18 protein-coding genes are annotated in these 23,520 nt (G+C 43.9%); 7 read left to right on the top strand and 11 right to left on the bottom strand.

Annotated elements, in window-relative coordinates:
• Window positions 1-213 precede the first annotated feature (213 nt).
• Both S2091_RS16090 and S2091_RS16085 read left to right on the top strand, forming a co-directional pair.
• Window positions 214-4,926: an esterase/lipase family protein gene (locus tag S2091_RS16090; RefSeq protein WP_165795005.1), complete on the top strand. Its 4,713-nt coding sequence runs from the start codon at window positions 214-216 to the stop codon at window positions 4,924-4,926.
• A complete protein-coding gene (locus tag S2091_RS16085; RefSeq protein WP_105532969.1) occupies window positions 4,919-6,868 on the top strand; it encodes a hypothetical protein in 1,950 nt (649 codons plus the stop codon). Before S2091_RS16090 ends, S2091_RS16085 begins: the two co-directional genes overlap by 8 nt.
• 636 nt (window positions 6,869-7,504) lie before the next feature.
• On the opposite strand, the gene S2091_RS16080 is transcribed toward S2091_RS16085, so the two are convergent.
• A complete protein-coding gene (locus S2091_RS16080) occupies window positions 7,505-7,717 on the bottom strand; it encodes a hypothetical protein (protein ID WP_105532968.1) in 213 nt (70 codons plus the stop codon).
• A 343-nt stretch (window positions 7,718-8,060) separates the two neighbouring features.
• Between S2091_RS16080 and S2091_RS16075 the strand changes: the two genes are divergently transcribed.
• Window positions 8,061-8,849 (top strand): substrate-binding periplasmic protein, encoded by a 789-nt coding sequence (locus tag S2091_RS16075; RefSeq protein ID WP_243405458.1) that lies wholly within the window; start codon window positions 8,061-8,063, stop codon window positions 8,847-8,849.
• A gap of 69 nt (window positions 8,850-8,918) precedes the next feature.
• On the opposite strand, the gene S2091_RS16070 is transcribed toward S2091_RS16075, so the two are convergent.
• Window positions 8,919-10,856, bottom strand: coding sequence for a CocE/NonD family hydrolase (locus tag S2091_RS16070; protein WP_105532966.1), 1,938 nt, complete (start codon window positions 10,854-10,856; stop codon window positions 8,919-8,921).
• A gap of 357 nt (window positions 10,857-11,213) precedes the next feature.
• On the opposite strand from S2091_RS16070, the gene S2091_RS16065 reads away from it, so the two are divergent.
• Entirely contained in the window at window positions 11,214-12,449 is a 1,236-nt protein-coding gene (locus tag S2091_RS16065) for an ammonium transporter (RefSeq protein WP_207769725.1), read from the top strand.
• A gap of 41 nt (window positions 12,450-12,490) precedes the next feature.
• Here the strand turns inward: S2091_RS16065 and S2091_RS16060 are convergent, their stop codons facing one another.
• The 8 genes from S2091_RS16060 to S2091_RS16020 all read right to left on the bottom strand — a co-directional run bounded on the left by S2091_RS16060 (window position 12,491) and on the right by S2091_RS16020 (window position 20,376).
• Window positions 12,491-12,973, bottom strand: coding sequence for a GNAT family N-acetyltransferase (locus S2091_RS16060; protein WP_105533011.1), 483 nt, complete (start codon window positions 12,971-12,973; stop codon window positions 12,491-12,493).
• 25 nt (window positions 12,974-12,998) lie between these two features.
• Window positions 12,999-14,039, bottom strand: a complete 1,041-nt coding sequence (locus S2091_RS16055) for an alginate lyase family protein (RefSeq protein WP_105532965.1) — start codon at window positions 14,037-14,039, stop codon at window positions 12,999-13,001.
• 374 nt (window positions 14,040-14,413) lie between these two features.
• Window positions 14,414-15,136 (bottom strand): ABC transporter ATP-binding protein, encoded by a 723-nt coding sequence (locus tag S2091_RS16050; protein WP_105532964.1) that lies wholly within the window; start codon window positions 15,134-15,136, stop codon window positions 14,414-14,416.
• Complete coding sequence (locus S2091_RS16045; protein ID WP_105532963.1) at window positions 15,136-15,906, bottom strand: ABC transporter ATP-binding protein; 771 nt, start codon at window positions 15,904-15,906, stop codon at window positions 15,136-15,138. Before S2091_RS16045 ends, S2091_RS16050 begins: the two co-directional genes overlap by 1 nt.
• A gap of 9 nt (window positions 15,907-15,915) precedes the next feature.
• Window positions 15,916-17,127, bottom strand: coding sequence for an ABC transporter permease subunit (locus tag S2091_RS16040; RefSeq protein WP_105532962.1), 1,212 nt, complete (start codon window positions 17,125-17,127; stop codon window positions 15,916-15,918).
• A 9-nt stretch (window positions 17,128-17,136) separates the two neighbouring features.
• A complete protein-coding gene (locus tag S2091_RS16035; RefSeq protein WP_105532961.1) occupies window positions 17,137-18,066 on the bottom strand; it encodes a branched-chain amino acid ABC transporter permease in 930 nt (309 codons plus the stop codon).
• 797 nt (window positions 18,067-18,863) lie between these two features.
• A complete protein-coding gene (ispH, locus tag S2091_RS16025) occupies window positions 18,864-19,787 on the bottom strand; it encodes a 4-hydroxy-3-methylbut-2-enyl diphosphate reductase (protein WP_105532959.1) in 924 nt (307 codons plus the stop codon).
• Window positions 19,788-19,911: 124 nt separating this feature from the next.
• Entirely contained in the window at window positions 19,912-20,376 is a 465-nt protein-coding gene (locus S2091_RS16020; RefSeq protein WP_423828246.1) for an FKBP-type peptidyl-prolyl cis-trans isomerase, read from the bottom strand.
• 123 nt (window positions 20,377-20,499) lie between these two features.
• Here S2091_RS16020 and radC point away from each other — a divergent pair, with 123 nt between their 5' ends.
• From radC to rpmG, 3 genes are all read left to right on the top strand, one after another.
• A complete protein-coding gene (gene radC, locus S2091_RS16015; RefSeq protein ID WP_105532958.1) occupies window positions 20,500-21,174 on the top strand; it encodes a RadC family protein in 675 nt (224 codons plus the stop codon).
• Window positions 21,175-21,306: 132 nt separating this feature from the next.
• On the top strand, window positions 21,307-21,543 hold the full coding sequence (gene rpmB, locus S2091_RS16010) for a 50S ribosomal protein L28 (protein ID WP_105532957.1): 237 nt from the start codon (window positions 21,307-21,309) through the stop codon (window positions 21,541-21,543).
• Window positions 21,544-21,569: 26 nt separating this feature from the next.
• Window positions 21,570-21,737 (top strand): 50S ribosomal protein L33, encoded by a 168-nt coding sequence (rpmG, locus tag S2091_RS16005; protein WP_105532956.1) that lies wholly within the window; start codon window positions 21,570-21,572, stop codon window positions 21,735-21,737.
• A gap of 426 nt (window positions 21,738-22,163) precedes the next feature.
• Here the strand turns inward: rpmG and S2091_RS16000 are convergent, their stop codons facing one another.
• Window positions 22,164-23,354 (bottom strand): DesA family fatty acid desaturase, encoded by a 1,191-nt coding sequence (locus S2091_RS16000; protein WP_105532955.1) that lies wholly within the window; start codon window positions 23,352-23,354, stop codon window positions 22,164-22,166.
• Between the last annotated feature and the right edge of the window lie 166 nt (window positions 23,355-23,520).

Below are 23,520 nucleotides of genomic sequence, written 5' to 3'. Positions count from 1 at the left end.
CATGTGAAGCGGCTCTTTTAAATGGCCTAGTAAAAATGGGGATCAAAATATGAACAGAGCCATCGAATTAATCGTACTTTCACATATGCTACAACCATAATAATTGAGTAATTTTATATGAATTACCGCAACTAAATAAATGAAAAATCCGATTTTGGTATAAAAACATAACACTTTAAGTTGCTGGAAAAACGGATATAACTGGGGAAAAATTTGGCCGATCTAATTAAAATTTCAAAAAATCATCATGAAAAAAATTCTCATGTGATATTTTTACACGGTCTCAACGGAGATCCGTATGAATCTTGGGGTGCTTCGCAAAATTCGAAAAAGAAATTCTGGCCAAAGTGGCTCGAAAAAGATATTACAGATTTGACGGTTTGGTCTATTGGATACCATGCAGCAATATCGCGCTGGCGTGGGGAGGCGATGCACTTTACTGAGCGAGCGACAAATATTCTTGAACTAATTCTTGCCGAACCCAATTTGAAGAACGGTGAAATTATTTTGATTGGCCACAGCATGGGTGGTTTGATCATTAAGCAGATGCTACGGACTGCCGAAAGTATGGGATTTCAACGGTTTGAAGCGGATAGTTTTGTAAAAAGAGTGCGTCGTATCGCGTTTATTGCGACACCTCATCTTGGTTCGGATCAAGCTACATGGGTTGATCGACTTCGAATTTTCATCCGGCCATCGGCAGCTACAGCCAGTTTGCTCTGCAATGCTCCAGCATTACGTGATTTAAATATCTGGTATCGGGAGTGGTCTGCTGAGTATACCGTTTCACATTTAATACTCATTGAGAGTCAAACAACCAAGATTTTGGGGATGATCGTAAAACCAGAAAGCGGCGATCCTGGATTATTAACACGCTCAATTCCGATCGACGCGAATCATATTACGATCTGTAAGCCATCCACACCAAAGTCAGAGGTATATACCCATATACTTCGCTTTATCAACACCCCTTCTAATACCAATCATCGAAGAACGACAATAGAAAATTCCATCGCACACCAAAGTGTAAAACTTGAAACGTTGATTACATCAACACAAAATATCGGGTCTTTAGTCGAAAATAATTTCTCAGGTTTAACGCACTCCTTGCTAGAACAGGGCGAAAAAACAGCCCGACTTTTAGGGGAAAAACTACAGCAAGCACAAAATAGCTCAAGCATATCGATAGCACGAAAATTCCCAAGTAAACTCATCGATGACGAAATCCAGAAAAATTTATTAAGTCTGCGAAGAGCCAGAAATTTTGGTGGATTTGATTCTCAAGACTACGCAAAGAGATTCGCGGAACAGGTAAGCACAGGGGAGTTTGAATGCGGATCAGACAGCATTAGAAGTATTGCCTTGTCATGGTGTTCTAGAATCCTATCAAGAGAAACTGATATTTCCCAATCTGAGAAATATTTACAGTTAGCGCAACAATTAGGTAATAGTGAGGAAGTCGCGATTGCAGATGCTTTCATCATCTCAGCACGTGGCGATTTGGGCAGCGCATTAAATAAGCTCGCCATAATTCCTTCATCGCACGCACGATCCGCTTCCCTATATGTAGCAATCCAGCACAAAAATGAAGCTGACGTTATTGATTGGCTAGCAAATGCTGGTCTGACGATTGCTGATTTAGATCCAGATGGAAAATCTCAACTTATCATACTGTTGTTTAATCTGAGACGATGGAAAATCGCATGTGAACATGTCGAATCGTTGGACAAAGACGATTATGAATTTACCCCGGTTCTTCTACATTTGGCTGCAATAACAAATTTAATTCAGGTTATTCCAGAAGAATTGCGTATTGTCGTTTTGCAGCAAATACCATTTGACGTAGACTCATTTCCTCTTGCCTCAGACGCACAGTCACTGAGATTGATAAAAAATGCTATTGATCTGTTTTCAAGATGTGAAACCGAAGCACGTAACCTCAATTGTATCGACGTAGCAAATATGTCAGCAGACTATGCGCTGTGGTTAAAATTACGTGACCCAAACGACGGGCAGGCTGCACTGATTGCATTACATACTAAGTTACGCGACCAAAGAGATTCCCTTCGATATGTTCCATTTGCATTGAAATTTGGAATTCAGTTAGATGTAGCTGAAGTGGAAAAACAAATTGATCGCTGTATGGCTCTCACAGGTGAGGAATCGTTTGATGGAGTAATGGCTCGATTCGCACTTGTATTCGCCCAAGAAAATAAGAAATCTGCGGCAGAATACTTTCATCAATATCGAGAGCACCTCAAAAAATTTGTAATACCTCAGTCATTCAATCAAGTCGAAATTAATTTACTTTCGGGATCTGGGCAATTTCAACTTGCAGAAAACCGGTTAGAAACGCTTTCTCAAGAAGGAATATCTGAAGAAGAACAAAATACTCTTAGAAGAATAATTTCGGTGGCAAAAGAAGATAATCCAACCGAGAGCAGAAGGATGCAATTTGAAAAATCCGGGCTGATCAGTGATCTTGTTAGCCTAGTATATTTTCTTAAGGAGCAACAAGATTGGAAAAATTTGTGCGATTACGGGGCTCGTTTATTTGCCAAAACACGCGCATTAATAAATGCTGAGGATCTTGCATTAGCACTTAGCGAAGAAAATCGTTACATTGAATTAGCGTCATTCCTTAGAGAGTATCCCGAATTTTTATCACAGTCAGAAAACCTCCAAACGTTATGGTCTTGGACGTTATATCGCGAAGGCTTATTAAATGAATCTGCCCAAGCACTTGCACTACTAAGAACTCAACGTGATCATCCAAATGATCGGAAATTACGAATAAATCTTGCTATTACATCAGGGGATTGGGAATCCTTAGCCCACTATGTAGAGGAAGAATGGACTCGCCGTAGCGAAAGAAATGCAAACGAGTTAATGGGTACCGCACAATTAGCGCATTATATCAACGCTCCTCGTGCAAAAGACCTAATGCTTGCTGCTGCGGCTAAAGGACAGGATAACGCTACAATCCTCATGGCTTCATATAATCTAGCCACTAGTGCAGGATGTGAAGACAATATAGAAGTTGGCCAATGGCTGCAAAAGGCAATTGATCTCTCAGGTGACAATGGCCCGGTACGTCGTATGTCACTGCAAGAATTACTTGAAAGAAAACCTGAATGGGATCAGCAGGTAAATAATGCTCTAGAAAAATTAACCAGCGGAGAAATTCCAATTTTTCTTGCTGCCCGTTTTCTCCAAAGATCGTTAATCGATATTTTTCTTGTACCTGCGCTGACAAATCTTTCCGCGCGTGACCCGAGAACACGCATAATTATTCCTGCTTACAGTGGTGCTCGACAGCCGGTACAACAATCGAATATTCAATGTATTGCAATAGATGCCCCATCCTTATTAACCATGGGCACAATGAAAGTGCTTAACACCGTCAGTGAGGCGTTTGACCACATAATTATTCCACATTCGACGATGGGCTGGCTATTTGAAGAAAAAAGAAATGTATCTTTTCATCAACCAAACAGAATAAAAAATGCACGTATTTTAAGAGGATTGCTTGCGAACGGAACGCTAAAACAATTTAAGAAATACCAAAAACCAACTGCGGACCTAATTACTGATATTGGAGAAGATTTAGCCTCATTTATTAGCGAGGCAATGGACAATGTACCTACAAGCGGGGCAAATAAATTCGTGATCCGCTCAAATCCAGTTTATCGTATTAACTCGCTGATGACGGAAGTGGCCGATCTTTCCACATATAGCTCCTGTCTTTGTAGTTGTCTTGCGGTAGTAAACAAATTAAAACAAAAGGGACTCTTGACAGTAGCCGAGGATACACATGCTCGATCCTATCTTAGTCTGCATGAGAATGATTGGCCGCAACAGCCAGAGCTATCGGACAATGCAAATATATATTTAGATGACTTGTCCATTACGTATCTTCAGCATATTGGTATTCTTGAAAAATTAGAGAATTCCGGTTTAAGTGTTTACATTTCAAATAGAGAAGTGGAAGAAATTGACGCACTTTTAAACTACGATCAGCTGACTTCAGAGGTTACAAGAATTATCGAGGACGTGCGCTCTTTTGTTGCTATTGGTATCAAGTCAGGCCGAGTAAAACTTGCACCTGTACCAGAAATTCACCACATCAATTACCACGCTGACCAGGAAAATGATGAGTTAAATTTTAGGCATCACCCATCAATGGAAATATTTACAGCTGCCAAAGATGTAGACGCATTAATTATTGATGACAGATATTTCAATCAGCATCAGAATATTTCTGACGGAACTTACATTACCCCAATTTTAACAACGTTAGACCTGGTTGATCTTCTTCATTCTCGCGGCAAGCTTGATCAAGCGCGTCATTTTGATATTCGAACAAAAGTCAGATTGGCTTGCTATTTTGCAATACCAATAACGACATCCGAACTACATCACCATTTGAGCCTTGCTGAAACCAAGAATGGCCATATCATTGAATCAGCAGAGCTAAAAGCAATTCGAGAGAATCTATTACGAATTTGCATGTCGTCTTTTTTAAAACTTCCAAAGGAAACAGCATGGCTTGATGGAATCATGCAAACTCTTATGTCCACGTTAAAAAAACAATGGAGTGAGGAAATCGACGAAGAAATCGCAGCTGCTAAGTCCGATTGGTTGCTTATTATTTTGGATGCCAGAGGCTGGGCCCATTGCCTTGAAATTGACAGTGATCTTCAAATTGCAGATCGAACATACTACTTACAAATTCTAGGGTTATTGGTCACAACAGAAATGTCGGGACCAACTAGAAAAAAGTATTTCAACTGGCTTGATAGTCGTATTCTGTTCAGGCTTCGCGATGAGCGTCCAGACGTTTATTCGTGTCTGATTGAGAGGGTTAAAAGCATCATTAATAACACAACACACGTGAATGAACTCAGTGAGGTGACTAATGGATAACCCTGTAAATCAAGAAGTAATTTTTGATCAAACTATACTAAAACTTTTTCCATCATCAATTGTAGATTCACTCATCTCAGATTCTGCCTTTCGTGATCAATACGCATTAAAAGCAGATCCAACATTTATTTTTGCAAAAAACGGCATTTCTGTTCGAAGATCTAGCCTATTCCCATGCATTAGAGAAATGCTTGAAGATAGCAACGCCCGACCAACCCTCAATGACATAAATGGTAATGAATTACAACTAGACCTCATCCAGGACGGAGATGAGCGTGTAATCATCATCACGGGAAATAATCAACGAATTATTTTGCCAGATTTTTCCCCACTATCCCCGATACAAAGCGATAGAGTAAGCCGTTTTAAGCGAATGTCTGAAGAAATTAATTTCTATGGAGTAGAAGCAGAAAAATGGCGTGTCATTCTTGAGTCGCGTGCTCTTGATGATAACGAATTAGACAAATTCATGAGCAATTTTTCAGCCATTCCAATCACCGTTGCAGCAACAATTACTTCTGCTATGAATGAGGCTGAAATTGATTTCTCTTCCCTTGTACCACACTCGGAAAAATATTTTGAACGTTTAGTTGGTGAATGCCGGCAGTCAACAAACATTATTGACTATGCCGCTGAAGGCCTAAGTGATCATATTAATCAACTTTTATCATGGAACGCCTGTGAAGGTTTTTTACTTGCCTTATTATTGTCCTCTCATTCTTCAAGTGCACTGCGAATATGCATTGATTCACTAACTGACGAAGATCTAGTCAAAGTATATGTTTGGTTAGTCAATAGTGGCGATAGAATTTCCCAGATTGGAGCAATTGAACTGGGTCTTACAATAGTGGATCAACGACCATGTATTGAGGCATACCTCAATAAACTTATCGCAGAAATTCACAATGATGATGCGAATGACCTAAATAGCCGCTTCAACCTTTTATCAAGCTTAATTGCAATGGTCGAAGGTGAACTTGCTCGCACAAAGATATTGAAAGGAAAACCACCCTTTTGGAGACGACTGGCCTCAATTGCACAAGCATCGCTAATTGAACGTACTCTTATCGGGAGACCTTTGAATATTGAAATGTTTGCCAAACATACCTGGGAATATAGGGGAATGCTTTTTTATTTACAAACAATGTCGGATCTCCGAATTGAGCCACGCTGGTACCCGCACCATTTAGCGCCAGATCAATTAAAAGCAGAGTGCATTGGTCGAATTATCGATGCAGCAAACAAAAACGAATCACGGTTGCAGCCTACATCGTTATATGGTCCCTTATTCAATACAACCGACGGTAGTTTACGGTCCTTATTGGAAGTGCCATTCCCATTTCTGCCTGGTCCATTAGAGGGTAGCATTACACCCCAAAATGATCCTCCCGAGGATATACTGCGAGCAATTAAAGATCGTCTACAAGATGAAGTTCTTGAACCAAAGTCGTTTGCAGCTCTTGTGAATTCCGCACTGTTATTCAAATTAACCTCCAGTCATGCTCAACTGGCGATTGCAGCCTTACGTGCTGTCAAGCACCAAATCAAACTGTCAGAAGATAAGGAGCAAATGCAACTGGTCTTGAACGGTCTAGCTACTGTTGCTGCGGTAACAAGGAGTCCAGATCTCGCTGAAGAATTAAAATTACTGGCTCGGGGATCGTTATTCGGACCATCACGCTTTATATCTCCAGTTGATACTCTCTGGATCGGTCTTACAGCTGCAGCTGCACATCAGGAATTAGCGGGCTGGTCCAAATTTGTTGGCGAATGGCTATTAGAGCTTGCTTGTCAATCACTCAAAACTGATGAGATATCACTTTTACTGCGATTAACAGAATGGTTATGTGATATCACGCCAGAACTTTGGTATACCTGTGGTAGAGCCCACGCTGCCTTATTAGTGGCGTTAATGTCTAATGCAAAACACCAGCAGTTTTGATATGTATAAAGGTGGCATGTTTAAGCTGCAAAAGAGTGGTCAGATTCATGCAAATACTCATCTTGCCCAATAAAACTTAAGTTTAGGTTCTTTCTCGCACTTTTATTACATGGGTCAATTCGCGCTCGCTGCAAAGCCAGTGACTGATTTTTTTAGGGTGGTCGGGAGGTCAGTGGTCAGCTATAGTGTTTGCTTAGTGCAATAAAAATAGAGGAGGAAAATTTTTTGACGGTATCTTACTTTTCCCATATGGCTACATCGTTGATTTATAAGTGCTATATCTATCGATGCGATTCCGACCCACCGACCAGATACAGTAAAAAAGCACTGATTTTTAATCAGTGCTTTTTTACTTTCCGAACGACTATTCCCGCAAAATTTTCTAGACTACGTATTTCAGCACTGAATCACAGGTTAACTAGTTCACCTGTGAGATTATCCGCATCAAAACAAATGCTGTTCTCACTTTTAGTTACGCTATTTACGGTTGAGAAAATAATCCAGAAACGCCAAAGCTTCGCTGGCTAGGCTGAATCATTAAATTGGAAGTTAGCGCTTAATTAATTGTTGATATTTATACCAACAACCAATTTTGCTGAGCCTGGCTCAAAGCACCCACATCACCGCGGCAGTATATTAATGCCAGTCGGAAGCGCGCCGTCTTGTTGTGCTGTTTAGCACGCGTGCGCAAATTTCATTTGGTACTCCAGCCGCTTGCATTATTTTCAGCCCTTCCAGAGGGCCTTCCAATAAGGCTACTGCCAGCCCACGATTCACAGCTATTTCAACTTCCGTATCTGAGCGCTCATCGCGTACATGAGCAAATACAGTGTCAGTATCTGTATCCATGTTAAGACCCAATCAGTTTGAAAATTAAATTTTAACGCTAATTATTTAATCAGTTAGTTTCGCATTGTAAATAAAAAAAGAAACATATTACCTATGTGCGATAAAAATAATTTGTGAAAAAATTATTATTAATTACTGTTTAATCAATTAAATAGCTACGTTCAGTACATTCAGATGACAGCTAGTTATCGCTATTTTCTAAGGATAGCAGAAGGTTCAAATTGCGTGATGTCAAATAAGAATCAAGTTCACTAATTGAGCGAATATTAAATTTTTTTGATCTAATATTAATTAGATCTGCAGATTCAATCAGACGATAGTTGTTCAATATTGTGATGAATTTTTGCTATTTTACTTAACGGTCCAAGCTGATGTTTTTCATGTTCATGAAAAAAGGAAGTATATGCGACGCCGCACGTTATTTAAACTGGCAGCGTTGCCTTTCTTGGCAACTTTGCCAGGACTTGCTCAGGAAAAAACCAGCCTGCAAATTTCAACTTTACTGGAACAAGATCCCGCGACCAGTATTGCTGAACAAGTAATGGCTGAGGCATATCGAAGATTAAACATTAAAATGAAACTTACCAGACTCCCCGGGGAGCGGTCATTGCAAAGTGCGAATGATGGTGAAGTGGATGGCGAGCTTTATCGCAAACTTTATATGGAAAAGGATTATCCTAATCTGCTGATTGTGCCGGTGGAATTATTAAAATATGAAATCGTGATTTTCACGCGTAGTACAAAATTTGTCGTCAATGGTTGGGAAAGTTTACGCCCTTACACGCTGGGTTTTGTGAAGAGTATTAAAATCATTGAGCAAAACACGGCAGGAATGAAAATAGAAGTAGCCGCCACGCTGCGCCAGGCATTTTTAAAAATGATGTTAGCGCGTTCTGATGTGGTCATCGCTAATCGATTATCGGGTTTAGCCGTACTGAAAGAGCTTAACTTACCAGAAATAACAATCCTCGAACCGCCACTCGCAACGTTCCCTGTGTTTCACTATTTAAATAAAAAACATGCCGCACTAATACCTCAGTTGACCAAGGTATTAGTGCAAATGCAGAAGGATAAAACTATTTTAAACCTTCAAAAAGCGGTCATGCTAGAGCACGGATTGCAGGAATACTAAGCTGCTGTGCTCCAAAATATTTGAGGGGGAATAGTTAAGATACGCCCCCCCTACTTTAAGCAAGCTCCCTTACTGTACAGGCGCAACCGGCAACGAAATATAGCTCGCCGAATTTTGCGCATGATAAATACGTTGAGTCGCCTTCACATAATCGCTTGGATTAGCGAAGAAGATGTTAGGTACGAAGGTTTGCGGATTGCGGTCATACAGTGGGAACCAGCTGGACTGGACTTGTACCATGATCCGATGGCCTGGCAAAAAAGTGTGATTGGCGCTTGGTAAAATGAATTTATAAGTCAGTGGTTTATTCGGCGTGATGGCCTTAGGGTTGGTAAAACTTTCGCGATAACGACCCCGGAAAATATCCATACCAACCGCAAGTTCATAACCGCCCATACTCGGCTGATCAGCTACGCTGTCGGGAAATACGTCGATCAATTTCACGACCCAATCGCTGTCGGTACCACTCGTGGACGCGACCAGGTTCACCATCGGCGTACCGCTGATTTTTACCGGCGCAGTCAGCGGTTCGGTGCTATAGCTCAGCACATCGGTACGATCAGTAAAAGCACGCTGATCGGTAACTAGCCACTGTTTCCAGGCATTGGAATCGGCAAAGCGCACCGGACGCGCTAAGTAAGGGACTGGCTTGGCTGGATCTGAAATATATTCATCAAAAGCCGCAGCGCCATGTGTTTCAGTCGGCGCCGTAAACGACAACGTACCGCCCGCCGTCAGATAGATAGGTTTAGACTTAAACTCACAATTGACTTCGCATGAAAGTGGCCAGGCCTTGAGACGATCCCAATGATTTTCACCCGTGTTGTAAATGAAAACCGGCGGTGTGTTGGCCTTCGGTGCGCCATCCTTCAGATACTGGTCAAAGAAAGGTCGCAGCACGTCACGCCTGAATTGCAGCGCGGTGTCTCCGTCAAATTTAAGCGGGCCTAAAGTAGAACCGTCGAAGTTGACGCCGCTATGCCGCCAAGGGCCCATGACGAGGAAGTTTTTATCGTTGGCGGTATCTTTAGGCTCGGTTGCAAAATAAGAGTGGATTGCGCCCCACATATCTTCCTGGTCCCATAGTCCTTGCAGCCACATGGTTGGCACAGTTAATGGCTGACGCGCCATGATCTTATCAAGCGCTTGCTCTTGCCAATATTGGTCGTAGCCCGGATGCTCAGAGAGTTTCAACCAGAACGGTAATTGATTTAAGCCAGCTGCTGTTGCGTATGCACCTGCTGATCCGGCGCGACGGAAATTTTCATAATCATCGCTGCCCTGGCGAGCGATAGATTTACCCTCACCTCTGGCCGTGGTTTGGCCGGCGATGTAATCAAAATTAGTTTGCCGGAACGCGCCATGATGAAACCAGTCATCACCCATCCAGCCATCTACCATTGGGCTTTCAGGCGCAGCGACTTTCAGTGCCGGATGAGGATGGATGAGAGCCATTACTACGGTAAAGCCTTCGTAGGATGAACCTATCATGCCGACTTTACCGTTCGATTCCGGAATATTTTTTACCAGGTAATCGATCGTGTCATAGGCATCAGTGGAATGGTCTACCGTGCTGGAATTCAACACGCCGCGTAGCGGTCGGGTCATTACGTAATCGCCTTCGGAGCCATGCTTGCCGCGTACATCTTGAAACACGCGAATATAGCCACCGGCCACAAACACATCATCACTTGGCGGCATGGCGGCCAACATGTTCGGGCTATCTTCACGCGCAGCTTTCTTGGCAGCATTGTAGGGCGTGCGAGTCAGCAAAATTGGCGCATTCTTGGCACCTTTCGGAACCACAATCACTGTGTACAGCTTGACGCCATCCCGCATCGGTATCATCACCACTCTTTTTTCGTAGTTGTAACCAAGCTTTGGTGCGACAAAAGACTGTGGGATATCTGGCGTCAAGAACGGTGTTGGCGCTGTATCTGCATAGGCTGCGTTGGCGAGAGTCATAAGGGCTAAGCTGATCGCTGAGCGCAACAGGAAATGAGTCATACACGATCCTTGATGAAGAGTTAAAAATACGCTGTAGCGAGAATTTAATGACAAGCAATAAATTCCTATATTGCAACTCTATCAGAAATGATTCAGTCATGCTGTTGTGAAATAGTCTGTCGTTTTGTGTCCCCTCCTTTATCAATAGTTCTATGCCGCTTAGTCCACATTTGCTATATTCCAATGCGGAAATATCCAATAGTCAACGTAAAGGAGGCCATAAAAAGTCTGGTAACACCCCGTTTTAACTGACGTCGATTAGTGATGACGCCAATATGTGGTTGGAGTTTAGAAAAATGAAGTGGATGGGGTACAACCCCGAAGTTTTGATCACTCAATAACGAAAAGAGACAACACATGTCACAGTTAATTATTCCATTAAATGTCGGAAACACCGGCTTCATGCTGCTCTGCTCAAGCCTGGTCATGCTAATGACGCCAGGGTTAGCCTTCTTCTACGGTGGATTGGTGGGCAACAAAAATGTTCTGTCCATCATGATGCAAAGCTTTATCTCCCTATGCTGGACCACCGTTTTGTGGTTTGCCTTCGGCTACTCGATGTGCTTCGGCCCAACTATCAACGGCATCATTGGCGACCCGACCTACTACGCGTTCTTACATGGAATTACCTTAGAAACCATGTTCAAAGGCAACGATGCAGGTATTCCGCTGATCGTACACGTCGCTTATCAAATGATGTTTGCCATCATCACGCCAGCTTTAATCACCGGCGCTTTTGCCAATCGCGTCACGTTCAAAGCCTATTTCCTGTTTTTAACTGGCTGGCTGGTGTTTGTGTATTTCCCGTTTGTGCATATGGTGTGGAGCCCAGATGGCCTGTTTGCCAAATGGGGTGTGCTTGATTATGCCGGCGGCATCGTGGTGCACAACACTGCCGGTTTTGCTGCCTTGGCGTCGGTTTTGTACGTCGGCCGCCGTCAGAAAGTGGAATTAAAACCGCACAATGTTCCGCTCATCGCGCTTGGCTCCGGACTGCTCTGGTTCGGCTGGTACGGCTTCAATGCTGGCTCTGAACTGCGGGTTGATTCGGTCACCGCGTCTGCCTTCCTCAATACCGATATCGCCGCTTCTTTTGCAGCTATTACCTGGTTGCTCATTGAGTGGTACAAACACAAAAAACCGAAGTTCGTCGGCTTGTTAACTGGCGGTATTGCTGGCTTGGCGACCATCACGCCCGCTGCCGGTTATGTGTCGCTGAGCTCGGCTGCACTGATTGGTATTTGTGCCGGTGCGATTTGCTTCTATGCGGTTGCACTTAAGAACCGCTTCGGCTGGGATGATGCGCTCGATGTGTGGGGCGTACATGGCATCGGCGGGATGGTTGGGACGATATTGCTGGGTGTATTTGCCGCCAAGGCGTGGAATGTGAATGGCGCTGACGGGTTATTACTCGGCAATACCTCGTTCTTCTTCATGCAGGTAGCGGCCGTTATTATCTCCGGCGTTTGGGCTTTTTCCTTCACCTATGGCATGTTGTGGCTAATTAACCTGTTCACGCCTGTGCGGGTCGATCCGGCTAGCGAAGACAATATGGATGATGCGTTTCATGGCGAAGAAGCTTATATTTCTTAGCTTGGTGGTGGGCACAAAACTGTGCCCACCTACTTATTTAATCAAAACAATTTCTTTTGCCAAAATACCGCTTGCCCCATACCAGCAACTAAATCATATCCTGCAAAGCCGTTCGCTTTGTAAGCCACTAATGCGACATGATTCCCTTCCAGCACTTCCATCGTCAACTTGCAACAGCCAAGCTCCTGCGCAATGCTTTCCACTTGTTGCAACATCAGTCTGAATAAGCCTTTGCCTCGATACGATTGATGCACGACCACGTCGTGAAGATTCAATAAAGGTTTGCAGGCAAAAGTAGAAAAGCCTTCAAAGCAGATAATAAGCCCGGCCGGAATTTCACCATCAAACGCCAGCACCACGCGCGCAGTTGGCCTTTTGTGTAACTCTGCGGCCAACGTATTTTTGACCTGATCCGACAGCGGCTCACCACCGCCCATGGCATCCATTGCGTAGTGGTTGAGTAACTCAACCAATGCTGCTGCATGTGCGGGAGTAGCTAGATTTGCTTCGATAATGTTAAACATGAACATGCACCATTTCTAGGTTGAATTAACGCGCCTGCCAGCAAGCAGCTATCCAGGCAGATTGATTGATTAAACTCTGTGCCACCGGAAGATAATGCGCATCCAACGTACTGGCTAACCAATACAACTGCCCACTACTTTTCGGTTCCCACATTCCGGTAAATCCGGCCACACCAGCGTCGCGTCGTTGCAGATCAAATTTAACCGTGGTGTGCACATACTCTTCATGCGTCTGTTCACCACGTGCATACGGCAACAGCCAATTCAAACCGGCGGCCAGCGACGCACCATTTTCTGCTTGCAAATTCAGCCAATCCTGACCTATCGTACGAGCCGCCATCGCGGCGCGTACTAACGGTTCCAGATCATAGACGGTGTAATGCAACGCGTCGCGTTCTTCAAAGTCGATGCTTAGTCCATTGGAATGCAGGTTTTGATTTATCTGTTTTAAAAACTGCCAACGCGCTGCGTCAATTAGGCGCGTATCGCCCAACGCCACAGCTGAAAGCGTCGCTAACTTAATGCGATGACTCTGCCAGTTATTGGTCCACTTACCTTTGCCCGGCTTGTCGTTATGCAGCATTTGATCGATATATCCGGTTGCCCAGCGATGCAATAAGGCGGCTACTTTATCGCGCGTAGTCGCAGGTAAATCTACCTCAGTAATGGCATACGCATCGATGATGGCATCAAAATCGGTTTCGTCGATGGGATTAAAGCTAGGTTGGTATATGCTGGCCCAAGCATCTAACAGTGTCGTTAAATGCGTTAAAACGGCAGGGTCATGATTGACACGCCAAATGAGCGCAAGCTCACGAATCAATGGTAAATCTTTTTTGGCTTCGATACTTTGATCCCAAATACCTTGATGCGGCAGCGTGCCTTCAGTATGCACGCGAGCGATGGCGCGTGATTGATCGGCGCTGCGTTTATCTGCGTCTTTTTGTAGGGATTTAATGGTAGTGTCGGGTACCGAATCAACGGTGCACCATGGCGTAGCTTGAGCCGCTATGGCTGCTTGAGCAGTAATAAAACTTAAAGCGATTACGATCAACGTTTTACGCATGATGAAATCCACATAGTGTTCGAAAAACGCCAGTTTTGGGTCAAATTAGCCCGCAGAAATAACATCAAATCCAATTTCAACATACCCTAGTAGTCACTACGGGCTTACTTATAAACCGCTTCCCAATTAGCGTTATTCCCGCGCAGGCGGGAATCCAGTGGCGCGTGAGTGCCTGCAACAATAATTAAGATTCAGGTACTTATTCCATCACCAAGGTATCAAAAAAAATTTACTTATTTAATGATTTTCCGTGTCATCCCCTAGACTCCCGCCTGCGCGGGAGTGACGATATTAAAAGATACGGCTAATTAATAAGTAGCGCATCTAAAAATTTATCGGCAAAAATTCTCACCTACGCAAAAATGACAGTTTAATTATTCACCTAAATAAGCCGCCTGCACTTTAGGGTCATTCAACAAGGCCTTGGCTTCGCCGCTAATCGTAATCAAACCGGAATCCATCACATAACCACGGTGTGCCGCCTGCAACGCTAATTTAGCGTTTTGTTCGACCAGCAAAATCGTGACGCCTTCTTTGGAGACATTACGTATCACTTCAAAAATCTTTTCCACCATAATCGGCGACAAGCCCATCGAAGGCTCATCCAACAGCAGCAATTTTGGATGACTCATTAAAGCCCGCGCCATCGCCAGCATTTGCTGTTCGCCACCAGATAAAGTACCGGCCAATTGCGCAGAACGTTCTTTTAAACGTGGAAACACGCTGAACCATTTTTCAATATCAGCTTCAATGCCCGCTTTATCTTCACGAATAAATGCGCCCATCATCAAATTTTCATGAATGGACATGCGGGTAAATACGCCGCGCCCTTCAGGCACCATAGCAAGACGTTGATGGATTAATTTAAACGGGGTAATACCAGTTAAACTCTTTCCTAAATACGCAATATCACCCTCAACTTTACCGGACGGTAAAGTGCCGGTAATCGCTTTCAAGGTGGTGGTTTTACCGGCGCCATTAGCTCCGATTAACGTCACTAATTCGCCTTGATTCACTTCAAGATCAATACCTTTGACGGCTTTAATCCCGCCGTATGCCACTTTCAGGCCGCTAATTTTTAATACGGAATCAGTCATTAGTGACCACCTCCCAAATATGCCTCAATCACGGCAGGGTTTTTCTGGATCTCGGACGGCAAGCCTTCGGCAATTGGTTTTCCGTAATCCAATACGGTTAAGCGATCGCACAAGCCCATCATTAATTTGACGTCGTGCTCAATCAATAAAATGGTTTTGCCTTCGGCTTTAATTTTGACCAGTAATTCACGCAGGGCTAATTTTTCGGTCGCATTCATCCCGGCCGCAGGCTCATCCAACGCCAACAATTGCGGATCGGTTGCCAAAGCACGGGCGATTTCCAGGCGACGTTGATCACCGTAGGATAAAAATTTAGAAGTACGCCCAGCGAATTGGCCGATGCCGACAAAGTCCAATAATTCCTGCGCGCGCTGTTTAATTTCACGCTCTTCGCGCCGCGCTGCCGCATGCTGAAACACTGCGCCGAATACGCCTTGATGGGTACGTACATGACGCCCGACCATGACGTTTTCCAAGGCTGTCATTTCACCAAATAAACGGATGTTTTGAAACGTACGGGCAATCCCTACTTTTGCCACTTCATGCGGCGCAGAAGGCGAATAGCGTTTGCCAGCAAGTTCAAACTTACCGGTATCGGGTTGATATAAACCGGTAATCACATTAAATAAGGTAGTTTTACCAGCGCCGTTCGGGCCTATCAGGCCGTAAATTTGACCTTTTTTAATTTGAATATTGACGTTGGATAAGGCTTGCAAACCACCAAAACTCTTATTCACACCTTCAATATTGAGCATAATTTGTTCACTCATGTTGTCTCCTTATGCCGCAACATTACTTGGATCGGTTGAATCATCAGGCAGATCAAGAACCCGATCTTCATGCTTGGGCGAAGGCCATAAACCAGCCGGGCGATACAGCATAATTACCACCATCGCCAAACCGTATAACAACTGACGCATTACTTCGGCTTCGACCAACACGGTTCCAAACAACGTCATCTGCAACGGCTCCACCACATGACGCAATACTTCCGGCAACGCAGCCAACAATGCGCCGCCCAAAATCACACCAGGCACATGACCGATACCGCCCAACACCACCATCGCCAACACGGCAATCGATTCATTTAAAGAGAATGATTCAGGCGACACAAAACCCTGGAATGCAGCAAACATCGCACCGGCCACACCAGCGAAGGAAGCGCCCATCGAAAATGCCAGCAATTTAATATTACGGGTATTAATTCCCATCGCTTTCGCCGCAATTTCATCTTCACGAATAGCTACCCAAGCGCGGCCTAAACGTGAATGTTGCAAACGCACGGTAATGAATACGATGGCAATGCATAAGAGTAAAAACAGGAAGTAGTAGGCATTAACCGAAGGCATGGAAAAATGACCGATAAACACCGTGGCTTTGGAGCCTTCTTCACCGGCCAAGGAAACACCGAAAATGCGGATAGGGTCAATCATGTTAATCCCTTGCGGACCATTGGTAATATTGACTGGCGCGTTCAGGTTATTCATAAAAATACGAATAATTTCACCGAAGCCCAACGTCACAATCGCCAGATAATCGCCACGCAATTTGAGTGTTGGTGCACCTAATAAAGCACCAAAAAATGCCGCGACCGCTGCGCCTAACGGCACAATCAACCAGACCGATAAATGGATACCGTTTTGCACAATCTCCGGGCCACAAATCCAAATCAAAAACTCACCCACTGGTGGGTAAGTATTCACAAACGATTCCAATACCGCGGCAAATTGCGGCGAAGCCAGCAAGCCCGTCATGTAAGCACCGATCGCATAAAAAGCGATGTAACCTAAATCCAACAAACCAGCAAAACCCACCACAATATTTAAACCCAGCGCCAGCATAATATAGAGCAGCGCCATATCAATAATCCGTACCCAGGAATTACCAAAATTAGCGGCAATAAAGGGAAATGCGATTAACACGACCGCCAGCATTGCAAAGCTGCTGTAAGCGCGTTTCGGATTTGCTTTAATATCAAAGACTGTTGACATCACATCCCCTTAAGCGCGGTCAGCAACACGTTCACCCATAATTCCAGATGGGCGCACGGTGAGAACCAAAATTAATACGATGAAAGCAAAAATATCCTGGTAGTTACTACCGAACATACCGCCGGTCAGATCGCCAATATAGCCAGCGCCAAAGCTTTCAATCAGGCCGAGGATAATTCCGCCCACCATCGCGCCATAAATATTACCGATACCGCCTAACACCGCAGCGCAGAAAGCTTTCAAACCTGGTACAAAACCCATCGCAAATTGCGCAGAGGAATAGTTTGCGCCCCACATCACACCGGCAATCGCGGCTAATGCAGCACCAATCGCAAACGTGGCGATAATCACTTTATTGGTATCCACTCCCATTAAACCAGCAACTCGTGGATTTTCTGCCGTGGCACGCATGGCGCGACCTAATTTGGTTTTTTCTACCAAAATAACCAAGCAACCCATCGCAATCGCCGCCATCACTAATAAGGTAGCTTGGGTCGGCGAAATAACGGCACCGCCGATTTCAATCGGATTTGAAGACAGCACTTGCGGGAATGAAATTGGGCTACGGCCCCAGATCAACATGGAAAAGGTTTGCAGCAAAATTGAAACACCGATTGCAGTAATTAACGGCGCAAGGCGCGGCGCATTTCGCAAACGACGGTAAGCCACCCGTTCAATGATGACGTTGACCAACATACAAATCGGAATCGCACCAGCGATGGCAATCAGCAATTGCACCATGCCCGGTAAACCCGGAGCAATAATGTCTAACAATCTGATGATGCTCAACCCAACCATGGCACCGATCATCAGCACGTCGCCGTGCGCAAAGTTAATCAAATTCAATACGCCGTATACCATGGTGTAGCCCAGAGCAATTAAGGCATACATGCTACCGAGCACTAATCCATTAATAATTTGTTGGATAAACGTATCCATTGTTTTCTCTCTCTTGATTGGTACTGCAAAACACACATTGTTTGCGCAATGACACTATTTGCTGCGCCCATATTCAAAACGGCACGCATATTTCTATGGAGTGCCGAATTAGTTTGCTTGGGAATGATTCAGTAGAGAAGAAAAGACACTGCTGAAGCAATGCACTTTCTATTGTTATGTTTCATCACCTTTTGAGATTCTTTTAGTAGCTGATCTGTTGTTCCACATCAACTCATTCGCGAGATTATACGGTTATTTTTCTCGACAACAAATTCATTAATGCAACAAATTTGATAACACAAGAGAATATCTTCCGAAAAACAACTTTTGCAAAAGAAACTCTATCAGAAGGGTTTAACGAACGGGATAGGTGGTTTCCACAATGGGACAATTCGTGGTGGAATGAAGAATGGATTAATAACCCTGATGAGTAGCATGTGCGATTTGCGCACTGGGGCTAGGGCGGGGACTAATGCTGGTGTTTCTATTGAATTTGCTGTTGAAGTTGAAGTTGAAGTTGATTTTGACCTACCTCCACTTCTAGTTCGGCCGGATTTTCTAAGGAAAAAAGGATCAGAAAGGTTCGTTGTTTGAGCGCAGCGAGTTTCGAACTTTTCCCTTTTTTTCTTAGAAAAATCGGGGTTTCCGAAATAGCGTGGTCGCCTTTTTTTGCTTACTCTTTTTTGGCGAGACAAAAAAAGTGAGTAGCTGTCGGGCTACCCCCGACCAACAGGCCGTAAATTCATCCTGCTGGCTAGTTACTTAGGCAAACTTAATACCATGTTTAATGCCGTAAATCACAACCCTTTAGGCAAAGGAAACGCCACACTCTCCTGCACCCCATCCAACACCCGCACACTCTTAGCACCAAGCGCCTTCAATGCATCAATCACTTCCTGCACCAACACTTCCGGAGCAGAAGCTCCAGCAGTAACGCCAATACGCGTGCAATTAATAAGCCAGTTCGGATCAATTTGCTTGGCGTTATCCACCATATATGCAGCAGCGCCCTTTTTCTCAGCCACTTCACGCAAGCGATTGGAATTGGAACTATTTGGACTACCAACCACAATCACCGCATCCACTTGCGGCGCCATAAACTTAACCGCTTCTTGCCGATTAGTTGTAGCGTAACAAATGTCAGTTTTTTTAGGCTCGGTAATGAGTGGGAATTTTTGCTTTAACGCAGCAATAATCTCGGCAGTATCGTCAACCGACAAGGTCGTTTGCGAAACATATGCCAGCATATCCGGCGACGTAACCGTCAATGCAGCTACATCCTGCAAAGTTTCAACCAAATACATACCTTCATCAGCCTGCCCCATCGTACCTTCTACTTCTGGATGCCCCTGATGCCCGATCATGATAATTTCACGACCTTCGCGGCGCATTTTGGTGACCTCTACGTGTACTTTGGTGACCAAAGGACAGGTTGCATCAAATATTTTCAGCCCACGCTGCTCAGCTTCTTTACGCACGTCCAAAGAAACGCCATGCGCAGAAAAAATCACAGTATTACCACTAGGAACATCAGACAATTCCTCGATAAACACCGCGCCTTTTTGACGCAAATCGTTCACCACATACGCGTTATGCACAATTTCATGGCGCACATAAATCGGTGCGCCAAATTGAGTTAATGCACGCTCAACAATTTCAATAGCACGATCAACACCGGCACAAAAGCCTCTTGGTTGCGCTAATAGGATTTCTTTGTCCATTTTTTACCTGTATTTTTGGGGCTTTCGCAAAATTGATCCAGTAAGGCGCACCGACGCAGACAGTACTTTAGTACGGCAAGGATAGTGCAACGCCGCTGGAGCAGTTTTGAGGAAGTCCTCCTAACTATAAAATTCCGATGATGCGCACTTCAAAAATCACATCTTGACCCGCGAGTGGATGATTAAAATCAAACAAGCCTGAATGCTCATCAATACTACGCAAAACACCGGCAAATTTACCGCCCGAAGGCGCGGCAAATTCAACCAGATCACCGACCACGTAGTCTTCATTCAAAGCAGAATTTTCTTGCAAGGTTGCGCGCGAAACATGCTGGATCAAATCAGGATTGCGCGGGCCGTAAGCTTGCTCAGGCGGCAATTCAAACGTGTGATGCATGCCTTCTGGCAAACCGATTAAACACTGCTCCAAAGCGGGCGCCAATTGCCCCATGCCCAATTGCAATGTGGCTGGATTTTCATTAAAGGTACTGATGATTTCAGTGCCGTTTTTGGCAGCAAGGCGGTAGTGCAAGGTTAAATAAGATGATGGCGTCACCGTTACGGGCGCAGGATTTAACATTGTTGACATAAAATTCACACAAGCAGATTTAAGTAAACTAGTATTGTACCTTGCACAGCGGATTTCGATTTCTCAAAAACACTACTCCGCATAAATTTACTTCCTTTTTTTAATGGAGCTTATTTTCTATTCATGTCTATTAGTAATTGGCCAGAAGATCAACGACCACGCGAAAGGTTGATCAAACATGGGCCTAGCGCCTTGTCCAACGCAGAATTACTGGCTGTTTTTTTGCGCGTCGGCGTTAAAGGCAAAAGCGCGGTGGAATTAGGCAACGATATGCTGGGGCACTTTGGTTCATTAGATAGCCTATTTTCAGCTTCTTTAGACAGTTTTTCACTAATTAAAGGCTTGGGTCCCGCTAAATTTGCTCAATTGCAAGCGGTTTTAGAATTGGCTAAACGGGCTCTGCTAGAAGATTTACAAGAAGGAGTCACCCTTAACTCTCCTCAAGCGGTTAAAAATTATTTGCAACTATTAATCGGCTCCAAGCCATTTGAATCTTTTGCAGTGCTATTTTTAGATGTTAAAAACCGGCTAATACATAGCGAGGAATTATTTCGCGGTAGTTTATCGCACGCCAGCGTCTACCCGCGCGAAGTGTTGAAACGAGCGCTACATCACAATGCCGCCGCCGTTATATTGGCGCACAATCACCCTTCCGGCCAGTGCGAGCCAAGTAAAGCCGATATCACCCTAACCGACGAATTAAAGAAAGCCCTGGCCTTGGTAGAGGTGAAAGTACTCGATCATTTTATTGTGGCAAGGAATAAAACCTATTCATTTGCTGAACATGGGATGATTTAACAATTAATCTCAAATTGTTAAATCATATAAAATTAAAAGACACAATTAATTTCAGCAAGTCGTTGATATTTCATCAGATTTTAGATATACTCACGTTTTTTCCAATCTCGGAAAACTTTTAAGGAGTGTGCCATGGCTCGTGTATGCCAAGTCACTGGGAAAAAGCCGATGGTCGGCAACAATGTTTCCCATGCAAATAACAAAACAAAACGTCGTTTTTTGCCTAACTTGCAAAATCGTCGTTTTTTCGTGGAATCTGAAAATCGTTGGGTTTCTTTACGTTTATCAAACGCTGGCTTACGTATCATCGACAAGATCGGTATCGACGCTGTATTGAGTGATTTACGTGCCCGTGGCGAAAAAGTCTAAGCGGTAACTATTTTTAGGAAAATATCATGGCTAAATCTGGGCGTGACAAAATTAAGTTAGAATCGACTGCAGGTACCGGTCATTTCTATACGACATCAAAAAACAAGCGTAGCATGCCTGAAAAAATGGAGATCATGAAGTTTGATCCCAAGGCACGTAAGCATGTAATCTACAAAGAAACTAAGATCAAGTAATTGATTTGCTTAGTTAGGCTTTTAAAAAACCGCATTTTTTAATGCGGTTTTTTTATGGTTGCGCCAACAATTCCTAACAACGTCATTTCCAGGCAGACAGGAATCTAGTGATGGAGCAGGGATTTTGAGTGGCATGCCGCCCACCTGTGTAACGGTCTGAGCATGTAAGCACAGATCTCGTCTCTAGAGATATAAGGCACAAAGTGCCTAATTCAACAACTACGAGCGTAGCACTCCATAAAAACATTGTTGATTCATGTGTTTCCACGTTAATTACTAAGCTCCCGCCTGTGCGGGAGTGTCGGGCTTAACCCGTAGAAGCTATACGAAAATTTGGATAGTGGAGAAAATGCTTATATCACGCTATTCAACCAAATAAAAAAAACACCCCGAAAGGTGCTTTTCCGTACGTAGCGACTACAGCAATTAAGCGTAACGACGCAATCTAAATGCGAATTCTTCTAAAGCCTGAATACCGGATGCTTCTGCACGTGCGCACCAGTCTTGTAACTTCTGGACTAATTGCTCGCGGGTATCATTAGAACGATCCCAAATCACGTTTAATTCAACGCGCATTTCATGCATGGTTTTTAACGCTTTGCTGTGAGCAAACAATTCTTTTAATTGCTGCATATCCACAGCCTGCAATTTAGCTGGCTCACATTGCAATAATTTTTTGCTTGAAGCAAGGAAAGCGTCTTCCAGTTTGGCTTTGTCACGCAGATGTTCCAACTCAACGCGCCACATTTTTTTCAGTGATTTAGTGTACTTCGCCATAACTTCATAGCGGTTTGCAATAACTGATTGCAACGTCATTTGATCTACCACGGTATTTTTCGCAAGCAATTTTGGTTCTGGAGCTACTTTTTTAACGGTAGCTAAACCACACATTTGCATGATGCGAATATAGAACCAGCCTATGTCGAACTCATACCATTTTGAGGAGAATTTAGCTGACGTACCAAAAGTATGGTGATTATTATGCAACTCTTCACCACCAATTAAAATACCGATTGGCAAAATATTGGTCGAGGCATCAGCGCAATCGTAATTGCGATAACCCCAATAGTGACCAATACCATTAATGATGCCGGCTGCATTCACAGGTATCCACAACATTTGTACTGCCCAAACCGTAATGCCGATAACGCCGAACAGCATAATGTTAATAACCAACATTAATGCCACACCCTGCCAGCTAAAGCGGGTGTACAAATTACGTTCGATCCAGTCATCAGGTGTGCCGTGACCGTATTTAGTCATGGTTTCTTTATTTTTGGATTCTGCGCGATACAATTCAGCGCCTTGCCAGAATACTTTTTTAATGCCGCGAGTTACCGGGCTATGTGGATCTTCTTCTGTTTCGCATTTAGCATGGTGCTTGCGATGAATAGAAGCCCATTCTTTGGTAACTTGACCAGTCGTCAACCAGAGCCAAAAACGGAAAAAATGACTTGGGAGAGCATGCAAATCCAAGGCGCGATGCGCTTGGCAACGATGCAAAAAAATAGTAACGCTAACAATAGTAATGTGCGTCACTATCATTGTAAAAATAAATACTTCCCAACCTGATGCCCGTGTAAATCCATTGGCTAAAAAATCGAGTGCTGCGGTCATAAAATTACTCAAAATATTCAACTCCTGTTTGAAAGATGTCTCTGTGGCTCTATGAGATGCTAAATAACTACTTTTTACGCCACTATTATTTTTTACTTGGACAGTATTGTACTCGAATTTACTTATGCTGAGCCAAAACGACCCAACTAGCATTTATCTACTTATT

Source organism: Solimicrobium silvestre (assembly GCF_002976435.1).
GTDB classification, from domain to species: domain Bacteria; phylum Pseudomonadota; class Gammaproteobacteria; order Burkholderiales; family Burkholderiaceae_D; genus Solimicrobium; species Solimicrobium silvestre.
The sequence above is the reverse complement of the archived record's forward strand: the minus strand, read 5'-3'. Positions and strand labels throughout refer to the sequence as shown.

What these genes read in the sequence shown, in the direction of transcription:
- S2091_RS16085 (WP_105532969.1), top strand. Translation starts at nt 4,919, where the DNA reads ATGGATAACCCTGTAAATCAAGAAGTAATTTTTGATCAAACTATACTA.
- S2091_RS16080 (WP_105532968.1), bottom strand. Translation starts at nt 7,717, where the DNA reads ATGGATACAGATACTGACACTGTATTTGCTCATGTACGCGATGAGCGC.
- S2091_RS16070 (WP_105532966.1), bottom strand. Translation starts at nt 10,856, where the DNA reads ATGACTCATTTCCTGTTGCGCTCAGCGATCAGCTTAGCCCTTATGACT.
- S2091_RS16065 (WP_207769725.1), top strand. Translation starts at nt 11,214, where the DNA reads ATGTCACAGTTAATTATTCCATTAAATGTCGGAAACACCGGCTTCATG.
- S2091_RS16060 (WP_105533011.1), bottom strand. Translation starts at nt 12,973, where the DNA reads ATGTTTAACATTATCGAAGCAAATCTAGCTACTCCCGCACATGCAGCA.
- S2091_RS16055 (WP_105532965.1), bottom strand. Translation starts at nt 14,039, where the DNA reads ATGCGTAAAACGTTGATCGTAATCGCTTTAAGTTTTATTACTGCTCAA.
- S2091_RS16050 (WP_105532964.1), bottom strand. Translation starts at nt 15,136, where the DNA reads ATGACTGATTCCGTATTAAAAATTAGCGGCCTGAAAGTGGCATACGGC.
- S2091_RS16045 (WP_105532963.1), bottom strand. Translation starts at nt 15,906, where the DNA reads ATGAGTGAACAAATTATGCTCAATATTGAAGGTGTGAATAAGAGTTTT.
- S2091_RS16040 (WP_105532962.1), bottom strand. Translation starts at nt 17,127, where the DNA reads ATGTCAACAGTCTTTGATATTAAAGCAAATCCGAAACGCGCTTACAGC.
- S2091_RS16035 (WP_105532961.1), bottom strand. Translation starts at nt 18,066, where the DNA reads ATGGATACGTTTATCCAACAAATTATTAATGGATTAGTGCTCGGTAGC.
- ispH (WP_105532959.1), bottom strand. Translation starts at nt 19,787, where the DNA reads ATGGACAAAGAAATCCTATTAGCGCAACCAAGAGGCTTTTGTGCCGGT.
- S2091_RS16020 (WP_423828246.1), bottom strand. Translation starts at nt 20,376, where the DNA reads ATGTCAACAATGTTAAATCCTGCGCCCGTAACGGTGACGCCATCATCT.
- radC (WP_105532958.1), top strand. Translation starts at nt 20,500, where the DNA reads ATGTCTATTAGTAATTGGCCAGAAGATCAACGACCACGCGAAAGGTTG.
- rpmB (WP_105532957.1), top strand. Translation starts at nt 21,307, where the DNA reads ATGGCTCGTGTATGCCAAGTCACTGGGAAAAAGCCGATGGTCGGCAAC.
- rpmG (WP_105532956.1), top strand. Translation starts at nt 21,570, where the DNA reads ATGGCTAAATCTGGGCGTGACAAAATTAAGTTAGAATCGACTGCAGGT.
- S2091_RS16000 (WP_105532955.1), bottom strand. Translation starts at nt 23,354, where the DNA reads ATGACCGCAGCACTCGATTTTTTAGCCAATGGATTTACACGGGCATCA.